The organism is Schaalia odontolytica, from assembly GCF_002847525.1.
In the GTDB taxonomy this organism is placed as follows: domain Bacteria; phylum Actinomycetota; class Actinomycetes; order Actinomycetales; family Actinomycetaceae; genus Pauljensenia; species Pauljensenia odontolytica_B.
On the sequence record NZ_PKKM01000011.1, the window covers coordinates 1 to 18,294 of the forward strand.

Here is an 18,294-nt window from a genome sequence, read left to right on the forward strand (position 1 = left end):
GCCAGCAGGGTCGATAATATGAGGAGCGGTCATCGTTGTGCCTCCAAATCGTTTCGAGTCAGAAGTAGAGAGCTTTCTCGAAGGATCACACGGTGACCGCACCCATATCAAACGGGCCGACCACCCACGGTTACACCACTATGCGGGACGCTACTTCCTGCGAACCGTCGATCTCCCGCACCTGCGCGACGAGCACGTCTGCAAGCTTCTTCGCCGCCACGTACTGCGTTGATTCAACGCCGTAGCGACTCGCGATGTCCGTCAGGCGCGCAGGGATGGTCGTGGCGCTGCCGTCCCTCGACGTCAACATGTCCGCCAGGTTAAGCACCAGGAGCTCATCCGACTGGTAGTTGCTGTCGGGATCGCCGTGATGGAAGATCTCCGCCCAGTACGTGAACCCCAGGGAGCGCAGCAGCGCACCTCCGAGTTCCTCGTGCTCGGACTGTTCCTGAGCGAATTGATAGCCGACATCATGCAGGTAGCCCATCACGAACATCTCGCGGCACTTGTCGTCCGACCAGCCAAACAGGGTCCGCCCCAGCTCGGAGGCCTTCATCCCCACGCCGCGGCAGTGGCGCAGCCGGTTCTCATCCATGCCGATTGCCGGCGTCGAGTCGTTCATCATGCGATCCTTTGCGTACCGTCGGCCAGATACCGCAGGAGATCCTCGAGCCTGCGACGCTGAGAGTCCGCGAGGCTCAGATCGAGGAGCTTCTCCTTCGGCACCCATCGGAAACCCGTGGATTCAGAGTCGAGGGACACCTCGTGGCCCTCAGACACCCCGTGAAAAACGACGGTGAACTCCTGGCGCACTTCCCCGTCGGAGTATGCGATGCGCACGTCCGGGTCCGTGTAGGTGCCGACAATCCCGGTCACCCGCACGTCGAGGCCGGTCTCCTCCTTGAGCTCGCGGACCGCGCACTCGGCGAGGCTTTCGCCGAGTTCGAGGGTGCCGCCCGGGAGCGCCCAATTCCCGCTATCTCGGCGCTGGAGCATGAGGATGTGCCCCTCGCGCTCGATGGCGACCGCTGCGGCGGGGACGATCGAGTTGGCAGCCGGCGCATCGGGAGCGTGCGAGTAGTCCACGCGCGTCGTCCTCAGGGCCGAGGCCAGCCAGGCCTCGACATCCGGGCCAGGGGTGACGACGTTCTTGTCATTCGTGGAGGGAACCTTGATGAAGAGGATCTGCGTCCCCCGCTTCGAGCGCTGCGCGTATGTCGTCCCGGGTTCGATGACGTAGAAGTCGCCCGAACGGAACTCGTGCTCCTCGCCGGTGTCCGTGTCCAGGTACTGTGTCCACCCGGACAGCATGTACTGGTACTCGGTGGCCTGCGTATGAAAGTGCGGCTGCTCGCTCGCATCGTCGGAATAGGACGTGATCCCGATTTCCAGATCGCTCGTGTCGTAGTGTGCGACCGCCTGGGGCCGAGAGAGGTTGCCCGCCAGGTACTGGCGCGACACGTGCTCCAGCGCCTGCCGGATCTCGCCTGACGTGATGGTGGAGAACATCGTCATCGCCTCCTTGGGGCCTTGTGTCGACTCTTCCTCAGCTGACGCCTCAAGACAACGAGAACGCCGATCGCGACGACCACGCTCGCCAGGCACAGGGCGAGCACGAACCAGAGCGAGGGAAGAGTTTCGCCCTGGTTGAGGCCAATGATGGACATCGAGAAGAAAGAGATGATGAGCGTCGGGACGAAAAAGACTGCGGACGCGAAGGTGAGGAACGTGTTCGTTCGCTGCGCGGCCTCGGCGTTTTCCTGGTTCGCGACGGCCTGGACGGACTGAGCGGTGTTCGCGAGCAGGCCGGACGCCCGCTCGAGCAGCCGTCGGTATTCTTCGATCGTCGCCTTGAGTTCGGCGACCTTGCGCGTCGCAAGGCCCTGCAGGGCCTCGTTCCCGGTCACGAGTTCGTTGACCTTGGAACGGCGTTCGAGGTTCCTGGACACGAGGAACGCCGTGGTCACGAACTGCGAGAGTACGCCGATTTCTCGCTGCGCCCGCCCGAGGCGCTGCGTGGCTTCCTCCGAATCGTCGCTGATCATGATCTGGAAGGGCTCGTTCTCCCAGAATTCGAACTCAATCCGCCAGTTCTCGAGGTTGTATTGCTCGTACTTGATGGGGATCGAGAATGCCTCAACGATGTTGCCCACGTCCGACAGCTCGGTGAAGTATGCCTGTCCGCGGTTCAGCCAGATGCCGTTGTGTGGCCAGCGAAGGTTGTCGAGCTGGTCTGGCGAGACCGGCTGATAGATCGAGACGGTGCCGTTGCCCATGTCGAAAATCCGGCACCAGCGATGAAGGGCGCGAAGCGGCTCGGAGGTATCACCGGATCGGGCCGGCAGGTTCTGGGTCAGCAGATCGACGTACCTAATCCTCGTGTCGTCATCGATCTGCAGGGGCACGTTCGTTTTGTTCGCCGACACCCGCTGGATCATCTCCGGCATGGAAGCCATCAGCGCGTGAGCGACGGTCGGCGCCATGAGCTTGTCGAGGAGCGAGGAGATTTCGCCGTCGTGCGCGCCATCGAGCGACACCTCGAGCTCGTACCTGTCGATGTCGTTCCACGGATTCTCGCGATGGGGATCTGCGCCGATGGGGCAGTACCGGTAGCTCTCACCATCGTCCAGCGGGGGCAGAACGATCGGATTCTCGAATTCCATGGCCCGGCGGTGCCATCCGGACAGGATGACTGCCTGCGTCCCGTCTGTGTACTGGCACTTCAGCAGGAAGCTCGCGTCCGCGTCCCAGAGCTGAGGATCAGACGCGTACGTCTTGCTGTAGGAGCTCATCGCCCGGGCACCTCCATTCGAAGTCGTTGACACGTAGTTGTCCGCAGCTCAGGCGGTCCACAGCACGAGGCCGTGGGAACACACTGCTCTTTGAGATTGTAGTCGGTCACGCAGATGCCGCACCGGAGGGCACCATATGTGCGCGCCGCAGATAAACGAGGCCGGGGCCAGCCACGCTGAATCGCGCAGCCGGCCCCGGCCTCGTCACGGAAGAACTCTCAGAAGTACGCCTTCATCATGGACACCAGGTCGTAGCCGTAGTTCTTGGCTGCGGCCCAGCCGGTGCGGTTGGGGTTCTCCTGAATGCCCAGGTACTCGACCACGGGGGCCGCGCCCTTGCGCACGTAGGTGAAGCGCGGGTCGACGACCGCGTTCGCGAGCGACGCCGTGGTCGCCGAGGAGTCCGCGTAGGCGCGCAGGTGCTGGACCTGGGCGCGGATGCCGGTGCGAACGTCCGGGAAGGAGGCGCCCTTCGCGCCGCCGCCGACCGCGCCAATGCCGGAGAAGTTGTACTGGCTGACGGTCACGTCGCCGCCGAATCGCAGCCAGCCCGTCTCCTTCATCGCCTGGACGAAGACCAGCTCGGGGGACACGCCCTCGGCCACGGCCTCGTCGTAGACGATGGACGCGAAGTCGCGGATCGTCGGCGCACCGCCAGCGGCCAGGGCGCTCGGGTAGCTGTAGCCGGCCTGATCCCAGGCATCTTCCATCGCGTCGATAATCTCCGCGCGCGAGGCAGTGGGGGCACTCATGATGAGGCGCTGACCGGAGGCGTTCGTGACGGAGGCGCTGCGCGAGGCGCTGCGGGAGGCCGCCGGAGCCTCGCTGCCGTCCGCGTAGCCCAGCCACGCGCCGGAGGAAGCAAAGTTCGATGCGCGGCCCTCAACGGTGACCGTACCCGTCGCCATGGCGCCCGAGTTCGGGTCCAGCCAGTACCAGGCACCGTCCAGGAGCCAGCCGGTGCTCATCGCGCCGGAGGAGTTCAGGTGGTACCAGGTGTCGCCCACCTTGGTCCATCCGGTCATCATGGCGCCCTCACCATCCAGGTAGTACCACTTGCCGGCGTCGAGGAGCCAGCCGGTGACCATCTGGCCGCTGGATCGCATGTAGTACCAGCGGTTGTCATCCTCAGTCAGCTGCCAGCCGGTGAGCATGCGCGCGTCCTCCTCGAAGAGGTACCAGGCGCCATCGACGTTGGTCCAGCCAATCGCGGCCGCACCGTTGGCGCGCAGCCAGTACCAGTCGTTGCCATCCTTGAGCCAGCCGGTGACCATGACGCCGTCGGCGTTCATGTAGTACCAGGAGCCGGCGACCTTCACCCAGCCGGTGGCCATGTCGCCGGCGGGACGCAGGTAGTACCACTTGCCGTCTTCCTTCTTCCAGCCCGTCACCATGGCGGTGGAGTCATCGAAGAAGTAGCGGCGACCGTTGATGGTGGACCATCCGCGGATCGTCTGCTTGTTAGAGCCAGCCCAGTACCAGCGACCGCCGGCAGAGAACCAGCCGGTCTTGGCCGCGCCGTTGGAGATGAAGCTCCAGGAGTCGCCCGTGGCACGCCAGGTGCCCTTGCTCAGGCCGTACGCCTGGGCGATGCCGGTCGCGTCGGCGATACCGAGGGAACGCACGAAGTTCTCATCGCGCAGGAGGGCTGCGTCGGATGCAGAGGTCACGAAGGCATGCTCGACGATGACGCCGGTCATGTTCTCTTCGCGAGCCTGGCGGATGATGGCGTAGTAGTCGCCGGTCGAGCCATCCGGGTAGTCGTAGTAGGGGTTGTCACGCGTCTTGATGCCGCGATCAGCCAGCCCAAGGCCGGTCAGCTGCTTCTGGATGGCGTTGGACAGGGTGCGGCCCTGCGTGTGGGTGCCGTAGTTGTACGAGGAAGAGTTCGCGTACCAGACCTCCGCGCCCTTCGCGATGGGCGCGCCCGAGTTGAAGTGGATGGAGACGAGGGCGTCCGCATCCGCGGCTGCGGCCATCTCGACGCGGCTCGACAGGTCGGTGCTGATGTTTTCCGAGGGACGGGTGTCCGTCGTGCGGGTCATAACGACGCGGACGCCGTCGTAGCTTTCCAGTTCTTCCTTCAGGGCCAGCGAGACCGCGAGGGTCAGGTCCTTCTCACGCAGGCCGTTTGCGACCGCGCCGGGGTCGGAGCCGCCGTGCCCGGGGTCGATGGCGATCGTGATGCCTGCTGCGTGCGCGGGCGGCACGAGGGCCGCTGCGGCTGCGCCGAGGGCCAGGGTGAGCCCGGCGACGATGGTCCTCCACGAGGAGCGCATAGTGATCCTTCAAGTTGCTGATGTGACAGTCGTGATTGTAGGTGCTTATGTTGTAACTGTAAACATGAGAATAGTTACACGCATGAACCGGCATAAACTGAAGTCATAGCTTTTTGCATGTGAGACGAGGCCGGAGCCTCCTCCACCAATGCGTAAGCACATCGGGACGCACCGACGCGCCATCGACAGCACTCATGGCCAGGAATAACGCCACTCAGCCGCGTCAACCCGAGGGAGAAAACCGAAGGCCTACGCGAGCGCCGACCGAACCACCGCGGCCGCAGCGCGCGATGAGGCCTCGACTGACCGATGCGCGCTCACCCAGGCGCGCGCACCCTCAGCACCCACCCAGGCGGCAGTGCCCGACGCACAGGCCACCATGGCCTCGGCGACCTCATCAGCGTCGAGGTTGCACGCGACTCCGAGTTCCCCCTCCGCGATGTCACGGGCGGCCTGGCCCGGACCCGCGTAGATGACGGGAGTGCCCTGCGCGAGGGAGGCGAGAATCTTCGTCGGGTAGGCGTAGTCGTACCCGCCCGGTCGCAGCGAGGCGAGCGTCGCGGCGGCTCGTGCCATCCACCGGTCCGCTTCCTCGGCGCTGACGGCGGGGATCATGTCGACGCCGGCCACGCCTCGGCAGTGCTCGGCGAGGGCATCCCATCCGCTCCCCTGCCCCACGAACACGAGGCGCGCGTCCCCGAGCCGCGCTCGCGCGCGCTCGAAGGCATCGACGAAGACCTCGGGGGCCAGCCACTGGGCGACCGTTCCCGCGTAGACGAAGACGGGGCCGTCGCAGGTGGGGAATCCTTCGGGAGCGCCGGTGGCCACCGCGTCTGGCACGCGTACCCCGTTGGGAACGACCGTGACGTCCCGAGCCCCCAGGTCACGGGCGCGGCAAGCGACCCCGTCGGAAACGGCGATGACGCGGCGGGCACCGCGCAGCGCAAAAGACTCCAGCCCCGCGACCGTGCGCACGACGAGGCCGGGCACGCCCGCGAGCGCGGCGGCATCCGAGACAATGTCGGCGCAGTAGTAGACGTAGGGGACACGGCGCACCGCGCATGCAATGCGTACGGCAGCTCCGGTCGTGGGCGGAGGCTCGGAGACAACCACGTCGGGGCGCGGACCGGTGAGCAGCCGGGCGACGAGGGGAACATCGAAGGACATGTAGGACACGTATCCGCGAACCGCTCCCGTGCGGTCGCGCAGGACGGGGGCGCGGCGAACCTCGACGAGGTCTGCCCCGTCCCCCGGATCGGCGCCACGTCCGGCGGATTGACGGGCGTCGCGGGCGACGGAGGGAGCCAGGCGCGAGGTGAGGACTCGGACCCTGTCTCCGCCTGCGGCGAGCGCGCGAGCAAGTGCCCCGAGGCGCAGCGCGGCGGCCGTCGGCTCGGGTGTAAAGGTGCGGGTTGCGAGAGTGACTAGCATTCGGGAGTGCTTCCCCCGCCGATGGTGATGCGCGGTGTTCCAGCCCACGCCTCGGGTGAGGTGATGGCGCGGCCATCGACGAGGAGGCGCACGCCGGGCAGGTCAGCGGGCACCAGGTCCCGGTAGGCGACGTGGTCGGCTTGGACGATGGCGACGTCCACCGGCTCTCCGAGGTGGTAGGCGTCCCACCCGAAGGCTGACAGCTCATCGTCGGAATAGAGCGGATCGTGCACGCTCACCTGCGCCCCGGCCTCGCGCAGCGCACAGGTGACGCCGAAGACGCCGGAGAAGGCGGTTTCCTTCACCCCGCCGCGGTAGGCGGCGCCCAGGACCGCGACGTGCAGGCCCTCCAGGGACCCCAGCAGGGCGGCGGCACGCGAGACCGCGTAGGCGGGCATGGCGGCGTTCGCGGCACGCGCGGCGGACACGACGGTCGCGTCCGGGTCCCCGGCCAGGTAGAGGCGCGGATAGACAGGGATGCAGTGGCCGCCGACCGCGATGCCGGGCCGGTGAATGTGGGAGTAGGGCTGGGAGTTGCAGGCCTCGATGACGCGAGCGACGTCGATGCCGACCGCGTCCGCGTAGCGCGCGAACTGGTTGGCCAAGCCGATATTGACGTCCCGGTACGTAGTCTCGGCAAGCTTGGCCATTTCAGCGGCCTCGGCCCCGCCCATGGACCACACGCCGTTCGGGCGCGGCAGGTCGTCGCGCTCATCGAAGGAGAGGACGGCCTCGTAGAAGGAAACGCCGCGCGCCTCGCCGGCTTCGCTGAGGCCCCCCACGAGCTTCGGGTAGCGTGCTAGGTCGGCGAAAACCCGGCCGGTGAGGACGCGCTCGGGCGAGAACACGACATCGAAGTCGCGGCCCTCAACCAGGCCGGAGACCTCCTCGATGAGGGGCTTGTAGCGTCCGCGCGTCGTGCCCACGGGCAGGGTGGTCTCGTAGGAGACGAGGGTGCCGGGCGTCAGGTGCTCGGCCATGGAGCGGGTGGCGGCGTCCATGATGCGGAAGTCGGGGCGGCTCTCGTCATCGACGACGAGGGGCACGACCATGACGACCGCGTCGGAGCCGGGGATCGCCTCGGCGTACTCGGTGGTGGCACGCAGGGTGCCGGAGGAAGCAAGCGGGGGCAGGTACTCGGCCAGGTGCGCCTCACCCGGGAAGGGTTCGACCCCCTCGTTAATGAGGGCGGCCACGCTGGGGTTCACATCCACGCCAACGACGGTGTGCCCGCCGCGCGCGTAGTGCACCGCCAGCGGCAAACCGATCTTGCCCATGCCGACGACCGCGATGCGCATGTGGCTCCCCTTTCCGTCTCCGGCCTCGTTGTTCCCCTCCAGTGTAGTGCCCCGCCCCACCTACAATGGGGGCGTGGATCGCGCGCTCAATCTCCTGCTCTACCCGTCGAACCTGGCCTCGCCCGGTCGCCTGGTGAAGATCGCGCGTTCACTGTCCCCGCTTTTCTCACGCACCCACGTCGTCGGCATCGATCAGGGCGGGCTCCCCACGGACGAGGCCGTGGCCCCCACCGTGCGCCTCACGCGGATTCGGGGAGCCTCCCTGGGTGCGCCCCTGGGTGGTCCGAGGGTCGTCGTGGCGTGGGGCGCCCGCGTGTACCGGCGGTTCGCGAGGCAGCGCGTCGCGGCCGTCTCCGCGCAGAACCTGTTCTTGCTTCCCCTCGCGCACGCGTTGGCGCGGCGCACGGGCGCGGTATTTGCGTACAACGCGCACGAGCTGGAGACGGAGACGGTTGGGTCGGCAGGCCTGCGCCAGCGCCTCCAGCGCGTCATTGAGCGCCGCTATATCCGGCGTGCGGACGTGGTGTCCGTGGTCAATGAGTCGATCGCGCAGTGGTACCGCGAGGCCTACCCGGGCGTGGATCCCGTCGTCGTGACAAATGCCCCGACGGGCGCGGACGGGGTCATCGACCTGCGCGCGCAGCTGGGGATCCCCGAGGGCGCTCTCCTGTACCTGCATTCGGGCTACCTGGCGCCCGGGCGCAATATTCCCCTGATTCTGCGCGCGTTTGAGCAGGTGACAAGCGCACACGTGGTTTTCGTCGGAGCGGGCGCGCTTCTTCCCGAGGTCGAGCGGGCCGCAGCGCAGCACACGAACATCCACCGCCTGCCGCCCGTGGAGCCGGATCAGGTGCTGGCTATGACGCGCGGCGCTGACGTCGCGCTGTGCCTCATCGAGTCGGGGTGCCTGTCGCACCGCATGTCCACGCCCAACAAGATGATGGAGGCCTTCGCGGCCGGGGTGCCCGCGCTGTGTTCTCCCCTGTCCGAGGCCCGCCGATACCTGGGCGATCAGGCCGACACGTGGGTGCTGGAGGATCCGGAGCGCGACCTCATCGGGGCCCTGGAGTCCATCACGCGCGAGGACATCGGGGCTTTCACCGCGCCCACGATCCCCACCTGGGAGGAGGGTGCCGCGCGCCTGCGCGAGGCCTACGAGCGGGCCCTCGCCGCGCGAGCCCGCCCATAAAACACAGGTTTCACAAGGGTTTCACGAGGCCTGAGGCCGCTGCCCGTCCCCGCGGTCGTAGGCGCGCGCCGTCAGGAACGCCATCGCCAGCATGCCCACCAGCAGCGCAGCCATGAGGACGCCCAGCACGGCAACCGTGGTCTCCACTCCGTAGGGGCTGGACGCGAGCCAGATCAGCGGCGCCGCACAGTACACGCACGCGAAGGCCAGCATGCGCCGCTGGTGGTAGGTCGCAACGAAGACATTCGACAGCGGTGAGGTCGCGACCGTCAGGGCTAGCCACGGGGCCAGGGAGCGCGCAAAGTATCCGGCAGCCTCCCAGCGCACCCCGAACACGAGGGGGAAGAGTGCCGGGCTCACCCACGCGAGCATCGCGAACACGGGGATCGAGCATCCCAAGGCGATGCCACCAACACGCACGACGACTCGGGTCATCTCACCGGGCGGGGTGTCCGACAGGCGCGGCAGGTAGACCTGCGACAGCGCCCCCGCGATGAGGGCGACCGGGGCCTGCAGGGCCAGCCACGCCATGTTGAACTGGCCGAGCGAGGCCACGGAATACGTGGCGATGAGCATCGGAATCGCGCTCGTGCGCAGCGCGTCGACGACGACGTTGGGCACGCCCACGAGCGCCATCTTGCGGTAGCGCGAGGCCACCTCGCACAGGGTCGGATCCTCAGCCTGACGCTCGCGGGCGTCGCGGGCGCGCCACGACAGGTAGGCGACGGCGATACCCTGGCCCGCGATCGTCGCCCCAATCGCTGCACCCAGGCCGCCACCAGCCACAAAACCGCACACCAGCTGCAGGACCGCGATCCCCAGGGCACGCACGACGGAGGAACGAGCGATCGCCTGGAAGCGGCGGTGTCGGGTCAGCCAGTAGGAGCACACCTGCCCCTGCGCCAGGAAGAGGACGGAGACGCCAACGGCGAGCATCCAGCCCGCGAGCGCACTTCCGTAGCGCGCGCTCACCCACGGCCATGCGGCGGCCGCAATCAGGGTGGCCAGTGCGGAGGCGACGAGCACGCAGCGCGAGGCGAGGCGAGCCAGGGACCGGGCCGAGGCCTCGTCCCCCGGGGCGGGCAGGACGATGCTGAGGTCGAAGCGGGCACCCGCGACGGCAGCGCCGAGCGTTGCAGCGGACGTGAAGATGCCCAGATACCCCAGGTCCGTGTCCGTGTAGAGGCGGGCGACGCCGATCTGGGCGACGAAGGCGATGACCTGGGCGAGGAGGGTGCCGCCAAGGAGGGTGAGCACCTGCGCGAGGACGCCCGAGCGGGCGGGGCGGGCAGGGGCGTTCATCATGGACTCATTTAATCACCTGGGGCGCGCGGCTTGCCCCTAGGATGGTGGCATGCCCGCTCACCGATCCACGCCCACCCTCGGGTGGAAATCATGAGGGTCGCCCTGACGAAGGGAACCCTGCTGGTTCCCCCGACCTACTTCGCGCTCTCGCACGCCCTCGCGATGCCGGAGCTCGATTGGCGGGCTTTCACGCTCGCGGCGCGCATCACCGATCCGGCCGTCACGGTCCCCATTGACGAGGCCGCTCCGCGCGCGCTCGCCAGCCCCCTCCCGCTTCGCGTGGCCGCGCAGGCACGAGGCCTGGGCCAGATGCGCCGCGCGATCGCCGCCTGGAATCCGGACGTCATTCACCAGCATCAGGCGACCTGGTCCCTGCCGGCTGTGGGGGCCGCACGCGACACGGGCGCACCCCTCGTGGTGACGCTGCACGGCGGGGACGCCTACCCGAGGCTCGGGCGCGGCGCGGGCGCCGCGTGGAACGCACGCAACCGGAAGGCGGCCTTCGAGGGCGCGAGTCGGCTGCTGGCCGTCACCCGGTACCTGGCGGACGTCGCGCTGGGTGCGGGCGTCGATCCGGCGCGGCTGAGCGTCCACTATCAGGGTGTCGACACGCACTGGTGGACGCCCACCCCGAACGCAGCAGAATCGCGCGAGGAGCCCGTCGTCCTGTTCGTGGGCGCGCTCAGCCGTCTGAAGGGGGTGGACGACCTGGCACGGGCGTCCGCCACGCTCGTGGGGAACCGCCCGCATCGCCTCGTGCTCGTTGGAGACGGGCCACTGGAGGCGGGTCTGCGCGAACTCGCTCCTGCCCACGTGACGTTCGCGGGACGGCTGGATCGCGAGGGGGTGCGCGACTGGATTCGCCGCGCCCACGTCCTCGTCCTGCCCACGAAGCCGACGCAGGGGCGGCAGGAGGCCGCGGGACTCGTCCTCCTCGAGGCGCAGGCGTGCGGCGTTCCCGTCATCGCCTATTCCACGGGAGGTACGCCGGAGATGATCGCGCCCGGGGCCTCGCTGCTCACACAGGAGCGCTCGCCGGACGCTCTCGCCCGCTCCATCGACGAGGCCTTGGCCTGGTCGGAGGACGAACGCGCGGACCGCGGGGCACAGTGCCGCGCGTGGGTGGACAAGGAACGCTCGCTGCGGGCGTCAACCGAACAACTGCGCGCCATCTACGCCGATCTGACGCCCTAGCGCCGCTCCCTACAGGTCGACAGAACGCCCCGAGGCTGCCGAGGAGAGGATGGCCTCGACGACGCGCAGGTTGTCCAGGGCCTCGTCCATGGTGACGTGCTCGCTTCCCACGCCGAGGATCGCGTCGCGGAAGCGCTCGTGCTCGAGCGCCAGGGGTTCGCGCTTGGTGAGCGCGTAGCGCACGACCTGGCCCTCGCTCACCCCGCGGAAGGCGGCGATGGCGTCCCACTGCAGGGGCGCGTGGCCGTTCTCGTAGAAGGTCAGGTCCCCCATCGCGGTGTCGGCAACGAGCGCGCCACGCTCCCCCGTCACGATCGTCGTGCGGTCCTTGTAGGGGGTCAGCCAGTTGACGAGGTGGTTGACGAGGATGCCGCCCGCAAGCACGCCCGAGGCGACCATCATGTCCTCGTGCTCTCGCCCCGAGCGCGCGGACGTGCGCGCGTAGATGCTCTCGTAGGGGGCACCGGCAACCCACGCGGCCAGGTCCACGTCGTGCGTGGCCAGGTCTTTCACCACGCCGACGTCGCTGATGCGGGCGGGGAAGGGCGATTGGCGGCGCGTCGCGATCTGCTCGATCTCGCCGAGCTGCCCCTCCGCGATCCGCCTGCGCATATCAATGAGCGCCGGGTTGCAGCGCTCGACGTAGCCGACGGCGCCGACGAGGCCCGCGGCCGCGAAGGCGTCACGGATGCGGCGGCCCGCCTCCACACTCGTGGCGAGGGGCTTTTCGACGAGGGTGTGCACCCCGGCCTCGGCCAGCGCCAGGGCTGCGGCCTCGTGGTGGGCGGTCGGAGCGGCGATGATCGCCGCGTCGATGCCGGCTTCGATGAGCTCCTCGACACCGCCCAGGACGGGCAGGTTGCCGGCTACACCGAAGCGGTCGCCGCCCGGGTCAGCCAGCGCGACGAGCTCCACGCCCTGCGTGGCACGAGCGTTGCGCACGTGGTGTCGGCCCATCGAGCCGATGCCGAGGATTCCGAGGCGAATACTCATGTCAGGCCCCCGCTTCCGCGAGCGCATTCACGGCCTCGGCGATGCGTTCCAGCTCGGCGGGCGTCAGGGACGGGTAGATCGGCAGGGAGAGAACCTGGTCGGCGGCCTCGCGCGTGGCCGGCAGCTCCAGGCCGGGGGCGAAGCGGGCGAGGGATGGCAGCTCGTGGTTCGGGATCGGGTAGTAGACGCCCGAGCCGACGCCGTATTCCTCGCGCAGGGCGGCGGCAAAGCCGTCGCGGTCTTCGGCCACGCGGATCGTGTACTGGTGATACACGTGGGTAGCGCCGGGCGCGACGTGCGGGACGGTGACGCCTCGCAGGTGGGCGTCCAGGAAGGCGGCGTTGTCCTGGCGCGCGCGGGTCCACGCGCCAACCTTGGTGAGCTGCACGCGTCCGATGGCGGCGTGGATGTCGGTCATGCGGTTGTTGAGGCCCACGATTTCGTTGGCGTAGCGCGTCTCCATGCCCTGGTTGCGCGCGAGTTTGACGCCGCGGATGATCTCGGGGTCGCTCGAGGTGACCATGCCGCCCTCGCCGCTGGTCATGTTTTTCGTCGGGTAGAAGGAGAAGGCCGCGAAAGCGCCGAAAGAGCCGACCGCGCGCCCGTGCAGGCTCGCACCGTGCGCCTGGGCGGCGTCCTCGAAGACCATGAGTCCATGCGCGTCGGCGATCTCCTGCAGGGCGTCCATGGGGGCGGGGTGGCCGTAGAGGTGAACGGGCATGATGGCCCGAGTGCGCGGCGTGATCGCGGCCTCGACGGCGGCAGGCGACAGGGTAAACGTGAGCGGGTCGATGTCGGCGAACACAGGGGTAGCGCCCGTGATGGCGACCGAGTTGGCGGTGGCCGCGAAGGTGAAGGAGGGGACGATGACCTCATCGCCCGGACCGATCCCAGCGGCGAGCAGGCCCAGGTGCAGGGCCGAGGTTCCCGAGTTAACCGCGACGGCCCGTGTCCCGGGCACCAGGGCGGCGCAGAACTCCTCCTCGAAGGCGGCAACCTGGGGGCCCTGGGCGATCATGCCCGTGCGCATGACGGCTGCGACCGCATCGATCTCTTCCTCGCCGATGAGCGGGCGTGCGGGTGGGATGAACGGCTGCGTCACTGTTGGTCCTCACGGGTGTGGTCGGGCGCATCGGGGGCATTCGAGGACGAGGCCCGGGTGTCCTCGGGCAACAGGGCACCGTCTCGCTCGACGTAGCGGCGCCCCGAGGCCGGACACACCCACGCGCGTTCCGAGGCCTCGCTGGCTGTGTCATCGGCGGCCACGAGGGGTACCCCGGCCTCGCCGACCCACCCAACGCGGCGCGCGGGGACGCCGAGGACGAGCGCGTAGGGGGCCACGTCTCGGGTAACCACGGCACCCGCGCCGACCGATGCCCACGCGCCGATGCGCACGGGCGCCACGCAGACGGCGCGCGCGCCGATGGCGGCGCCGCGCTCGACGGTGACGCCGACGCGTTCCCAGTCACTCGCGCTCTTCAGAGTGCCGTCGGCGTTGATCGCGCGGGGGCAGTGGTCGTTCGTGAAGACGGCCGCGGGGCCGACAAAGACGCCATCCGCCAGGGATGCGGGTTCATAGATGAGGGCGTAGTTCTGGATCTTGCAGCGCCCGCCAACTCTCACGCCTTCTCCGATGTAGGCGCCGCGTCCGACGATCGTCTCCTCGCCAATGCGGGCTTCCTCGCGTACCTGAGCAAGGTGCCACACGCGGGCGCTGGGCGCGACAATCGCGCTGGGCGCCACGTCGGCGCTGGGCTCGATCACGGTGTCTCCCTCTCATTGTCGCTCACGCGTGCGGGTGCGCATCGGGGTGCTCGCCACCCTCTCAGATACCCAACACTATAGGCGCGCGCCCATCCCGATGTGCGACACTAATCGAATGCAGATGCGCTCCGACACGTGGGTGATCATCCCCGCGTTTAACGAGGCGCCCGTGATCGGGGGCGTCGTCGCGGGCGTTCGCGCCCTTTTCCCGCGTGTGCTCGTCGTCGATGACGCGTCGACCGATAACACTGCCGTTCTCGCCCGCGCTGCGGGCGCCTTTACTGCTTCCCATCCCGTCAACCTCGGCCAGGGCGCGGCGTTGCAGACCGGCTTTGAGGCGGCCCTCGCGCGCGGTGCCCGCTACGTCGTCACCTTCGACGCCGACGGGCAGCACGAACCGGCCGATGCGGCAGCGATGGTGGATCGAGCGCGCGAGGAGGATCTCGCGTTCGTCCTTGGGTCTCGTTTCCTCGACGGTGCGCGTGCCCCCGTCGGCGCGGTCAAGCGTGCGATACTGCGCCTGGGAGCGTTGGCCGCCCGCGCGCGCACGGGCATGGCTCTCACGGACACGCACAACGGCCTGCGTGTCCTCCGCGCCGACGCTCTCGCCTACGTTCACCTCACCCACGCGCGCATGGCGCACGCCTCGCAGATCGTCTCTCAGCTCGCGGACTCCAGCCTGCCCGGTGCCGAGCACCCCGTGACTATTTCCTACACGGACTACTCGCGTGCCAAGGGTCAACCCCTGCTCAACTCCGTCAACATCGTCGTCGATCTGGCGTTGGGGGGACGATGAGCGCCTACCTCGCCATTCGCGTCCTCCTGCTCATCGCCCTCGCGATCACCGCGTGGTGGCTGGTGCGCCCAGTATCCTCGGCCTCGTCGCTGGCTCTGCGCCGCATCGGCATTGGCATCCTCGTGGTGGCGGCCATCGTGGCGATCCTCGTCCCCTCGCTGGCGAACACCGTTGCGCGCGCCATCGGCGTAGAGCGAGGGGTCAACCTGATTGTCTACGGCCTGGTCGTGGCTTTCATCGCGCAGATGGTGACCGGATATCGGCGCGAGGCAAGAGCCGAGGCACGCATGGCGACCTTGGCCCGTTCGCTTGCCCTCGCGCACGTCCTTCCGCCCGATGCTCAGGTGGATAACAACGGGGCTATGACCGGCACAGACAGCGATACGCACGGAGTGGAACGCGCCGCTAACGGCCCTGATTCCCCGACAAACTCACCAGATAACGATATGGTTACAAATGATGAGTAACGTGAATCTGCGACCGATCCAGCACTCGGCCGTCAACTACGGACGCTTCGGCCTCCTGCGCGGCGCACTCGCCGTGCTCCTGGCCGGCGTGCTCTTCGTGGTGTCATCGGCGGGGTTTGTGTACGCCAGTTTGAGCAGCCAGTTCGCCAACCGCGTCGTCAACATCGACGCCTACGCGAGCGACGAACAGAACAAGGCAACACCGGACTCCTTTGAAGGACGCGCCGTCAACATCCTCGTGGTCGGCACCGACTCGCGTAACGGCGCGAGCGGCGAGCTCGGCGCGGGCGACGCAGATGACGTTCCCGGCCTGCGCAACGACTCGACGATGGTGATTCACGTCAGCGCAGACCGCTCGCGCGTGCAGATCGTCTCCATCCCCCGCGACACCCTCGTGGACATCCCGGCGTGTAAGCACCGCGACGGGACCACCAGCGAACCGACCACCGACGACATGTTCAACAACGCGATGGTCTACGGCGCGAACGGCGGCGACGACCCGGAGGACATTGCCCCCGGCATCGCGTGCGTGCGTTCGACCGTCGAAAAGCTCTCCGGCATGTCCATCGACGCCTTCATGGTCGTTGATTTCGCTGGCTTTATTAACATGATCGACGCCCTGGGCGGCGTCTGGTTCAACATCCCCGAGCGCATCGACGACGACTCCGCCCAGCTCTACATCGATGAGGGCTGCTGGAAGCTGTCGGGCACGCACGCACTGGCCTACATGCGCTCGCGTAAGGGCCAGGGCGACGGCTCCGACATTTCCCGTATCGGCCGCCAGCAGCAGCTGATTTCCGCGATGCTGCGCGAGCTCCAGAACAAGAACTACGTGACGGATCCCGGCTCGCTCATCAACTTCTTGCAGGCCGCGATTTCCGCCGTGAATGTCTCCAATAATCTGGGTGATGCAAGCTCGGACGCGTCCCTTCTCATCAACGTGCTACAAAAGGTCGACCGCACCAACATTCAGTTCGTGACGATGCCGGTCGAGGAACCCTCCTGGGATCCCAACCGCCGCATCCCCTCTGAGCCGATGGCCCGCAACGTGTGGAGCGCTCTGAAGAACGATCAGGCCCTGCCCGTGGGCACAACCTACACTGACGGCAACGGTGCACAGCTCGTGGTCCCCGACCCGACGGCAACGACAGCCCCTTCGACGTCCGCTCCGACGCAGGCTCCGACGACCGATCCCGGTTCGGATGCAACCTCCACAGATAACACCGAGCAGTCCGCCTCCGTCGCGAATAACGCGGCCAACGAGGAAGCTGCCAAGCAGACAGCCGCTACCTGCCCGCCGAAGAACCAATGAGCACTCCTCCCTCGTTTACGCCCGACCCGAAGCGGCGCCGCCCCGGATCCGACGACGCCCACGTCGTCGGTGAGCAGCTGCGCGGTGGCGCCCCCACTCCCCCGCCCGAGGCCCTGGCACCGCAGATGTGGAGGATCTCCGACGACGAGGTCGACGCCTCGCGTCCGCTGATGCCGCGCACGCTGGACCAGCCGCAGCGCGAGTCTCAGTCGATTTTCCCGCGTCGCACTCAGGCTCAGCAGCCGCCATCCTTCCAGCCGGCCTCGGCGTCGAACCCACCGTCGTACGCGCCGGGGTCTGGTTCCTCCTCAGGCTCGAACACCTATGCTCCGTCCGGGAACGGGCCTCGTCAGGTGACGATCAATCGCTCCCAGAGCGCACCCGCCGCGGCCCCCGCCCCCGCCGCGGTACCCGTCGCTCCCACCGCTCCGGTTGCCAAGCCGCGGCGTAAGAAGCGCCGCCACCCAATCCTGAAGACCCTGTGCCTCATTCTGGTTATCATCCTCGCGTGGGGCGGCTTCCTCATATGGGACGCCAACACCAACATGGGCCGCGTGAGCGCCCTGTCGGGGGCTGCCGACACCGCGGGAACGACGTACCTGCTGGCCGGGTCTGACTCGCGCGCCGACGGTGCCGTCAAGGATGGCTTCGATGAGTCCGAACGCGCCGACTCGATCATGCTCGTCAACGTTGCCCCGAACGGGCAGGCGGTTGCGCTCTCGATTCCCCGCGACACCTACGCAGAGATCCCGGGAGTCGGCTGGGACAAGATCAACGCTTCCTACGCCTACGGCGGCCCGCAGCTGCTCGTGGAGACCGTGGAAAAGCTGACGGGCCTGACCGTCGATTACTTCGTCCAGATCGGTATGGGCGCCGTGCCCGACATGGTGGACGCCGTCGGCGGCGTCGAGCTGTGCTACGACAACGACGCGGACGACCAGTATTCCGGTCTGAAGTGGACCGCTGGATGCCACACGGTGGATGGCACGACCGCCCTGCAGTTCTCGCGCATGCGCTATCAGGATCCCGAGGGCGATATCGGCCGCACCAAGCGCCAGCGTCAGGTGATTTCGAAGGTTATTTCTTCGGCGGCTTCGCCCTCGACCCTCGTTAATCCCGCGAAGACCCTCCGCGTGGAGCGCGCCGGCTCCCATTCCTTCACGGTCGACGAGGACTCCTCGGTCCTCACGGTTGCCTCGCTCGTGTGGGCGCTGCGCAGCGCGTCGTCGAATCAGATGATGGGTGTTCCCCCGATCGAGTCGCTGAACTTCACGACGAACGCGGGCGCCTCGGCGGTACTCCTGCGTGACACGACCGCGGACGACTTTTTCGCCAAGCTCCGTGCGGGCACCCTCACGACGTCGGACCTCAACCAGGTCGACGGACTGTAGGACCGCCCCACACGGTCGCGTACCGACAACGGTAAGACCCCCGGCTTCGTCCCTCACAGGGAACGAGGCCGGGGGTCTCTCAG

16 protein-coding genes are annotated in these 18,294 nt (G+C 67.9%); 6 read left to right on the forward strand and 10 right to left on the reverse strand.

The features are described from left to right. Nucleotides 1–130: 130 nt before the first annotated feature. From CYJ22_RS07935 to CYJ22_RS07960, 6 genes are all read right to left on the reverse strand, one after another. Complete coding sequence (locus CYJ22_RS07935; protein ID WP_243390480.1) at nt 131–622, reverse strand: HD domain-containing protein; 492 nt, start codon at nt 620–622, stop codon at nt 131–133. Continuing rightward, nucleotides 622–1,515: an NUDIX domain-containing protein gene (locus tag CYJ22_RS07940; RefSeq protein WP_101602234.1), complete on the reverse strand. Its 894-nt coding sequence runs from the start codon at nt 1,513–1,515 to the stop codon at nt 622–624. Before CYJ22_RS07940 ends, CYJ22_RS07935 begins: the two co-directional genes overlap by 1 nt. Continuing rightward, nucleotides 1,512–2,792: a CorA family divalent cation transporter gene (locus CYJ22_RS07945; protein ID WP_034496400.1), complete on the reverse strand. Its 1,281-nt coding sequence runs from the start codon at nt 2,790–2,792 to the stop codon at nt 1,512–1,514. The genes CYJ22_RS07940 and CYJ22_RS07945 overlap by 4 nt, the downstream gene beginning before the upstream one ends. A gap of 218 nt (nt 2,793–3,010) precedes the next feature. Further along, a complete protein-coding gene (locus CYJ22_RS07950) occupies nt 3,011–5,071 on the reverse strand; it encodes an N-acetylmuramoyl-L-alanine amidase (protein WP_007588483.1) in 2,061 nt (686 codons plus the stop codon). 249 nt (nt 5,072–5,320) lie between these two features. Next, a complete protein-coding gene (locus CYJ22_RS07955) occupies nt 5,321–6,502 on the reverse strand; it encodes a glycosyltransferase (RefSeq protein ID WP_101602235.1) in 1,182 nt (393 codons plus the stop codon). Then, complete coding sequence (locus tag CYJ22_RS07960) at nt 6,496–7,800, reverse strand: nucleotide sugar dehydrogenase (protein WP_101602236.1); 1,305 nt, start codon at nt 7,798–7,800, stop codon at nt 6,496–6,498. Before CYJ22_RS07960 ends, CYJ22_RS07955 begins: the two co-directional genes overlap by 7 nt. Here CYJ22_RS07960 and CYJ22_RS07965 point away from each other — a divergent pair. After that, nucleotides 7,793–8,989: a glycosyltransferase gene (locus tag CYJ22_RS07965; RefSeq protein ID WP_101602292.1), complete on the forward strand. Its 1,197-nt coding sequence runs from the start codon at nt 7,793–7,795 to the stop codon at nt 8,987–8,989. The genes CYJ22_RS07960 and CYJ22_RS07965 overlap by 8 nt on opposite strands. A gap of 21 nt (nt 8,990–9,010) precedes the next feature. Here CYJ22_RS07965 and CYJ22_RS07970 read toward each other — a convergent pair whose 3' ends face one another. After that, nucleotides 9,011–10,294: a lipopolysaccharide biosynthesis protein gene (locus CYJ22_RS07970; RefSeq protein WP_101602237.1), complete on the reverse strand. Its 1,284-nt coding sequence runs from the start codon at nt 10,292–10,294 to the stop codon at nt 9,011–9,013. Nucleotides 10,295–10,384: 90 nt separating this feature from the next. Between CYJ22_RS07970 and CYJ22_RS07975 the strand changes: the two genes are divergently transcribed. Beyond that, entirely contained in the window at nt 10,385–11,488 is a 1,104-nt protein-coding gene (locus CYJ22_RS07975) for a glycosyltransferase (RefSeq protein ID WP_101602238.1), read from the forward strand. A gap of 9 nt (nt 11,489–11,497) precedes the next feature. Here CYJ22_RS07975 and CYJ22_RS07980 read toward each other — a convergent pair whose 3' ends face one another. From CYJ22_RS07980 to CYJ22_RS07990, 3 genes are read right to left on the reverse strand one after another with little or no spacing between them, the layout of a single operon-like run. Then, complete coding sequence (locus CYJ22_RS07980) at nt 11,498–12,481, reverse strand: Gfo/Idh/MocA family protein (protein WP_207760528.1); 984 nt, start codon at nt 12,479–12,481, stop codon at nt 11,498–11,500. Nucleotide 12,482: 1 nt separating this feature from the next. Continuing rightward, nucleotides 12,483–13,583 carry a DegT/DnrJ/EryC1/StrS family aminotransferase gene (locus tag CYJ22_RS07985; protein WP_101602240.1) on the reverse strand — a complete coding sequence of 367 codons (1,101 nt, stop codon included), beginning with the start codon at nt 13,581–13,583 and terminating at the stop codon, nt 12,483–12,485. Beyond that, the gene (locus tag CYJ22_RS07990; protein ID WP_101602241.1) at nt 13,580–14,245 is read right to left on the reverse strand and encodes an acyltransferase; all 666 of its coding nucleotides are present in this window, start codon (nt 14,243–14,245) and stop codon (nt 13,580–13,582) included. The genes CYJ22_RS07985 and CYJ22_RS07990 overlap by 4 nt, the downstream gene beginning before the upstream one ends. A gap of 115 nt (nt 14,246–14,360) precedes the next feature. Here CYJ22_RS07990 and CYJ22_RS07995 point away from each other — a divergent pair, with 115 nt between their 5' ends. Genes CYJ22_RS07995 through CYJ22_RS08010 form a run of 4 tightly spaced genes read left to right on the forward strand, consistent with a single transcriptional unit; the run spans nt 14,361 to nt 18,211 of the window. Then, on the forward strand, nt 14,361–15,041 hold the full coding sequence (locus tag CYJ22_RS07995) for a glycosyltransferase family 2 protein (RefSeq protein ID WP_207760529.1): 681 nt from the start codon (nt 14,361–14,363) through the stop codon (nt 15,039–15,041). Then, the gene (locus CYJ22_RS08000; protein WP_101602243.1) at nt 15,038–15,508 is read left to right on the forward strand and encodes a DUF2304 domain-containing protein; all 471 of its coding nucleotides are present in this window, start codon (nt 15,038–15,040) and stop codon (nt 15,506–15,508) included. The genes CYJ22_RS07995 and CYJ22_RS08000 overlap by 4 nt, the downstream gene beginning before the upstream one ends. Next, entirely contained in the window at nt 15,498–16,820 is a 1,323-nt protein-coding gene (locus tag CYJ22_RS08005) for an LCP family protein (protein ID WP_034496407.1), read from the forward strand. Before CYJ22_RS08000 ends, CYJ22_RS08005 begins: the two co-directional genes overlap by 11 nt. Beyond that, nucleotides 16,817–18,211, forward strand: coding sequence for an LCP family protein (locus CYJ22_RS08010; RefSeq protein WP_101602244.1), 1,395 nt, complete (start codon nt 16,817–16,819; stop codon nt 18,209–18,211). Before CYJ22_RS08005 ends, CYJ22_RS08010 begins: the two co-directional genes overlap by 4 nt. Nucleotides 18,212–18,294 lie beyond the last annotated feature (83 nt).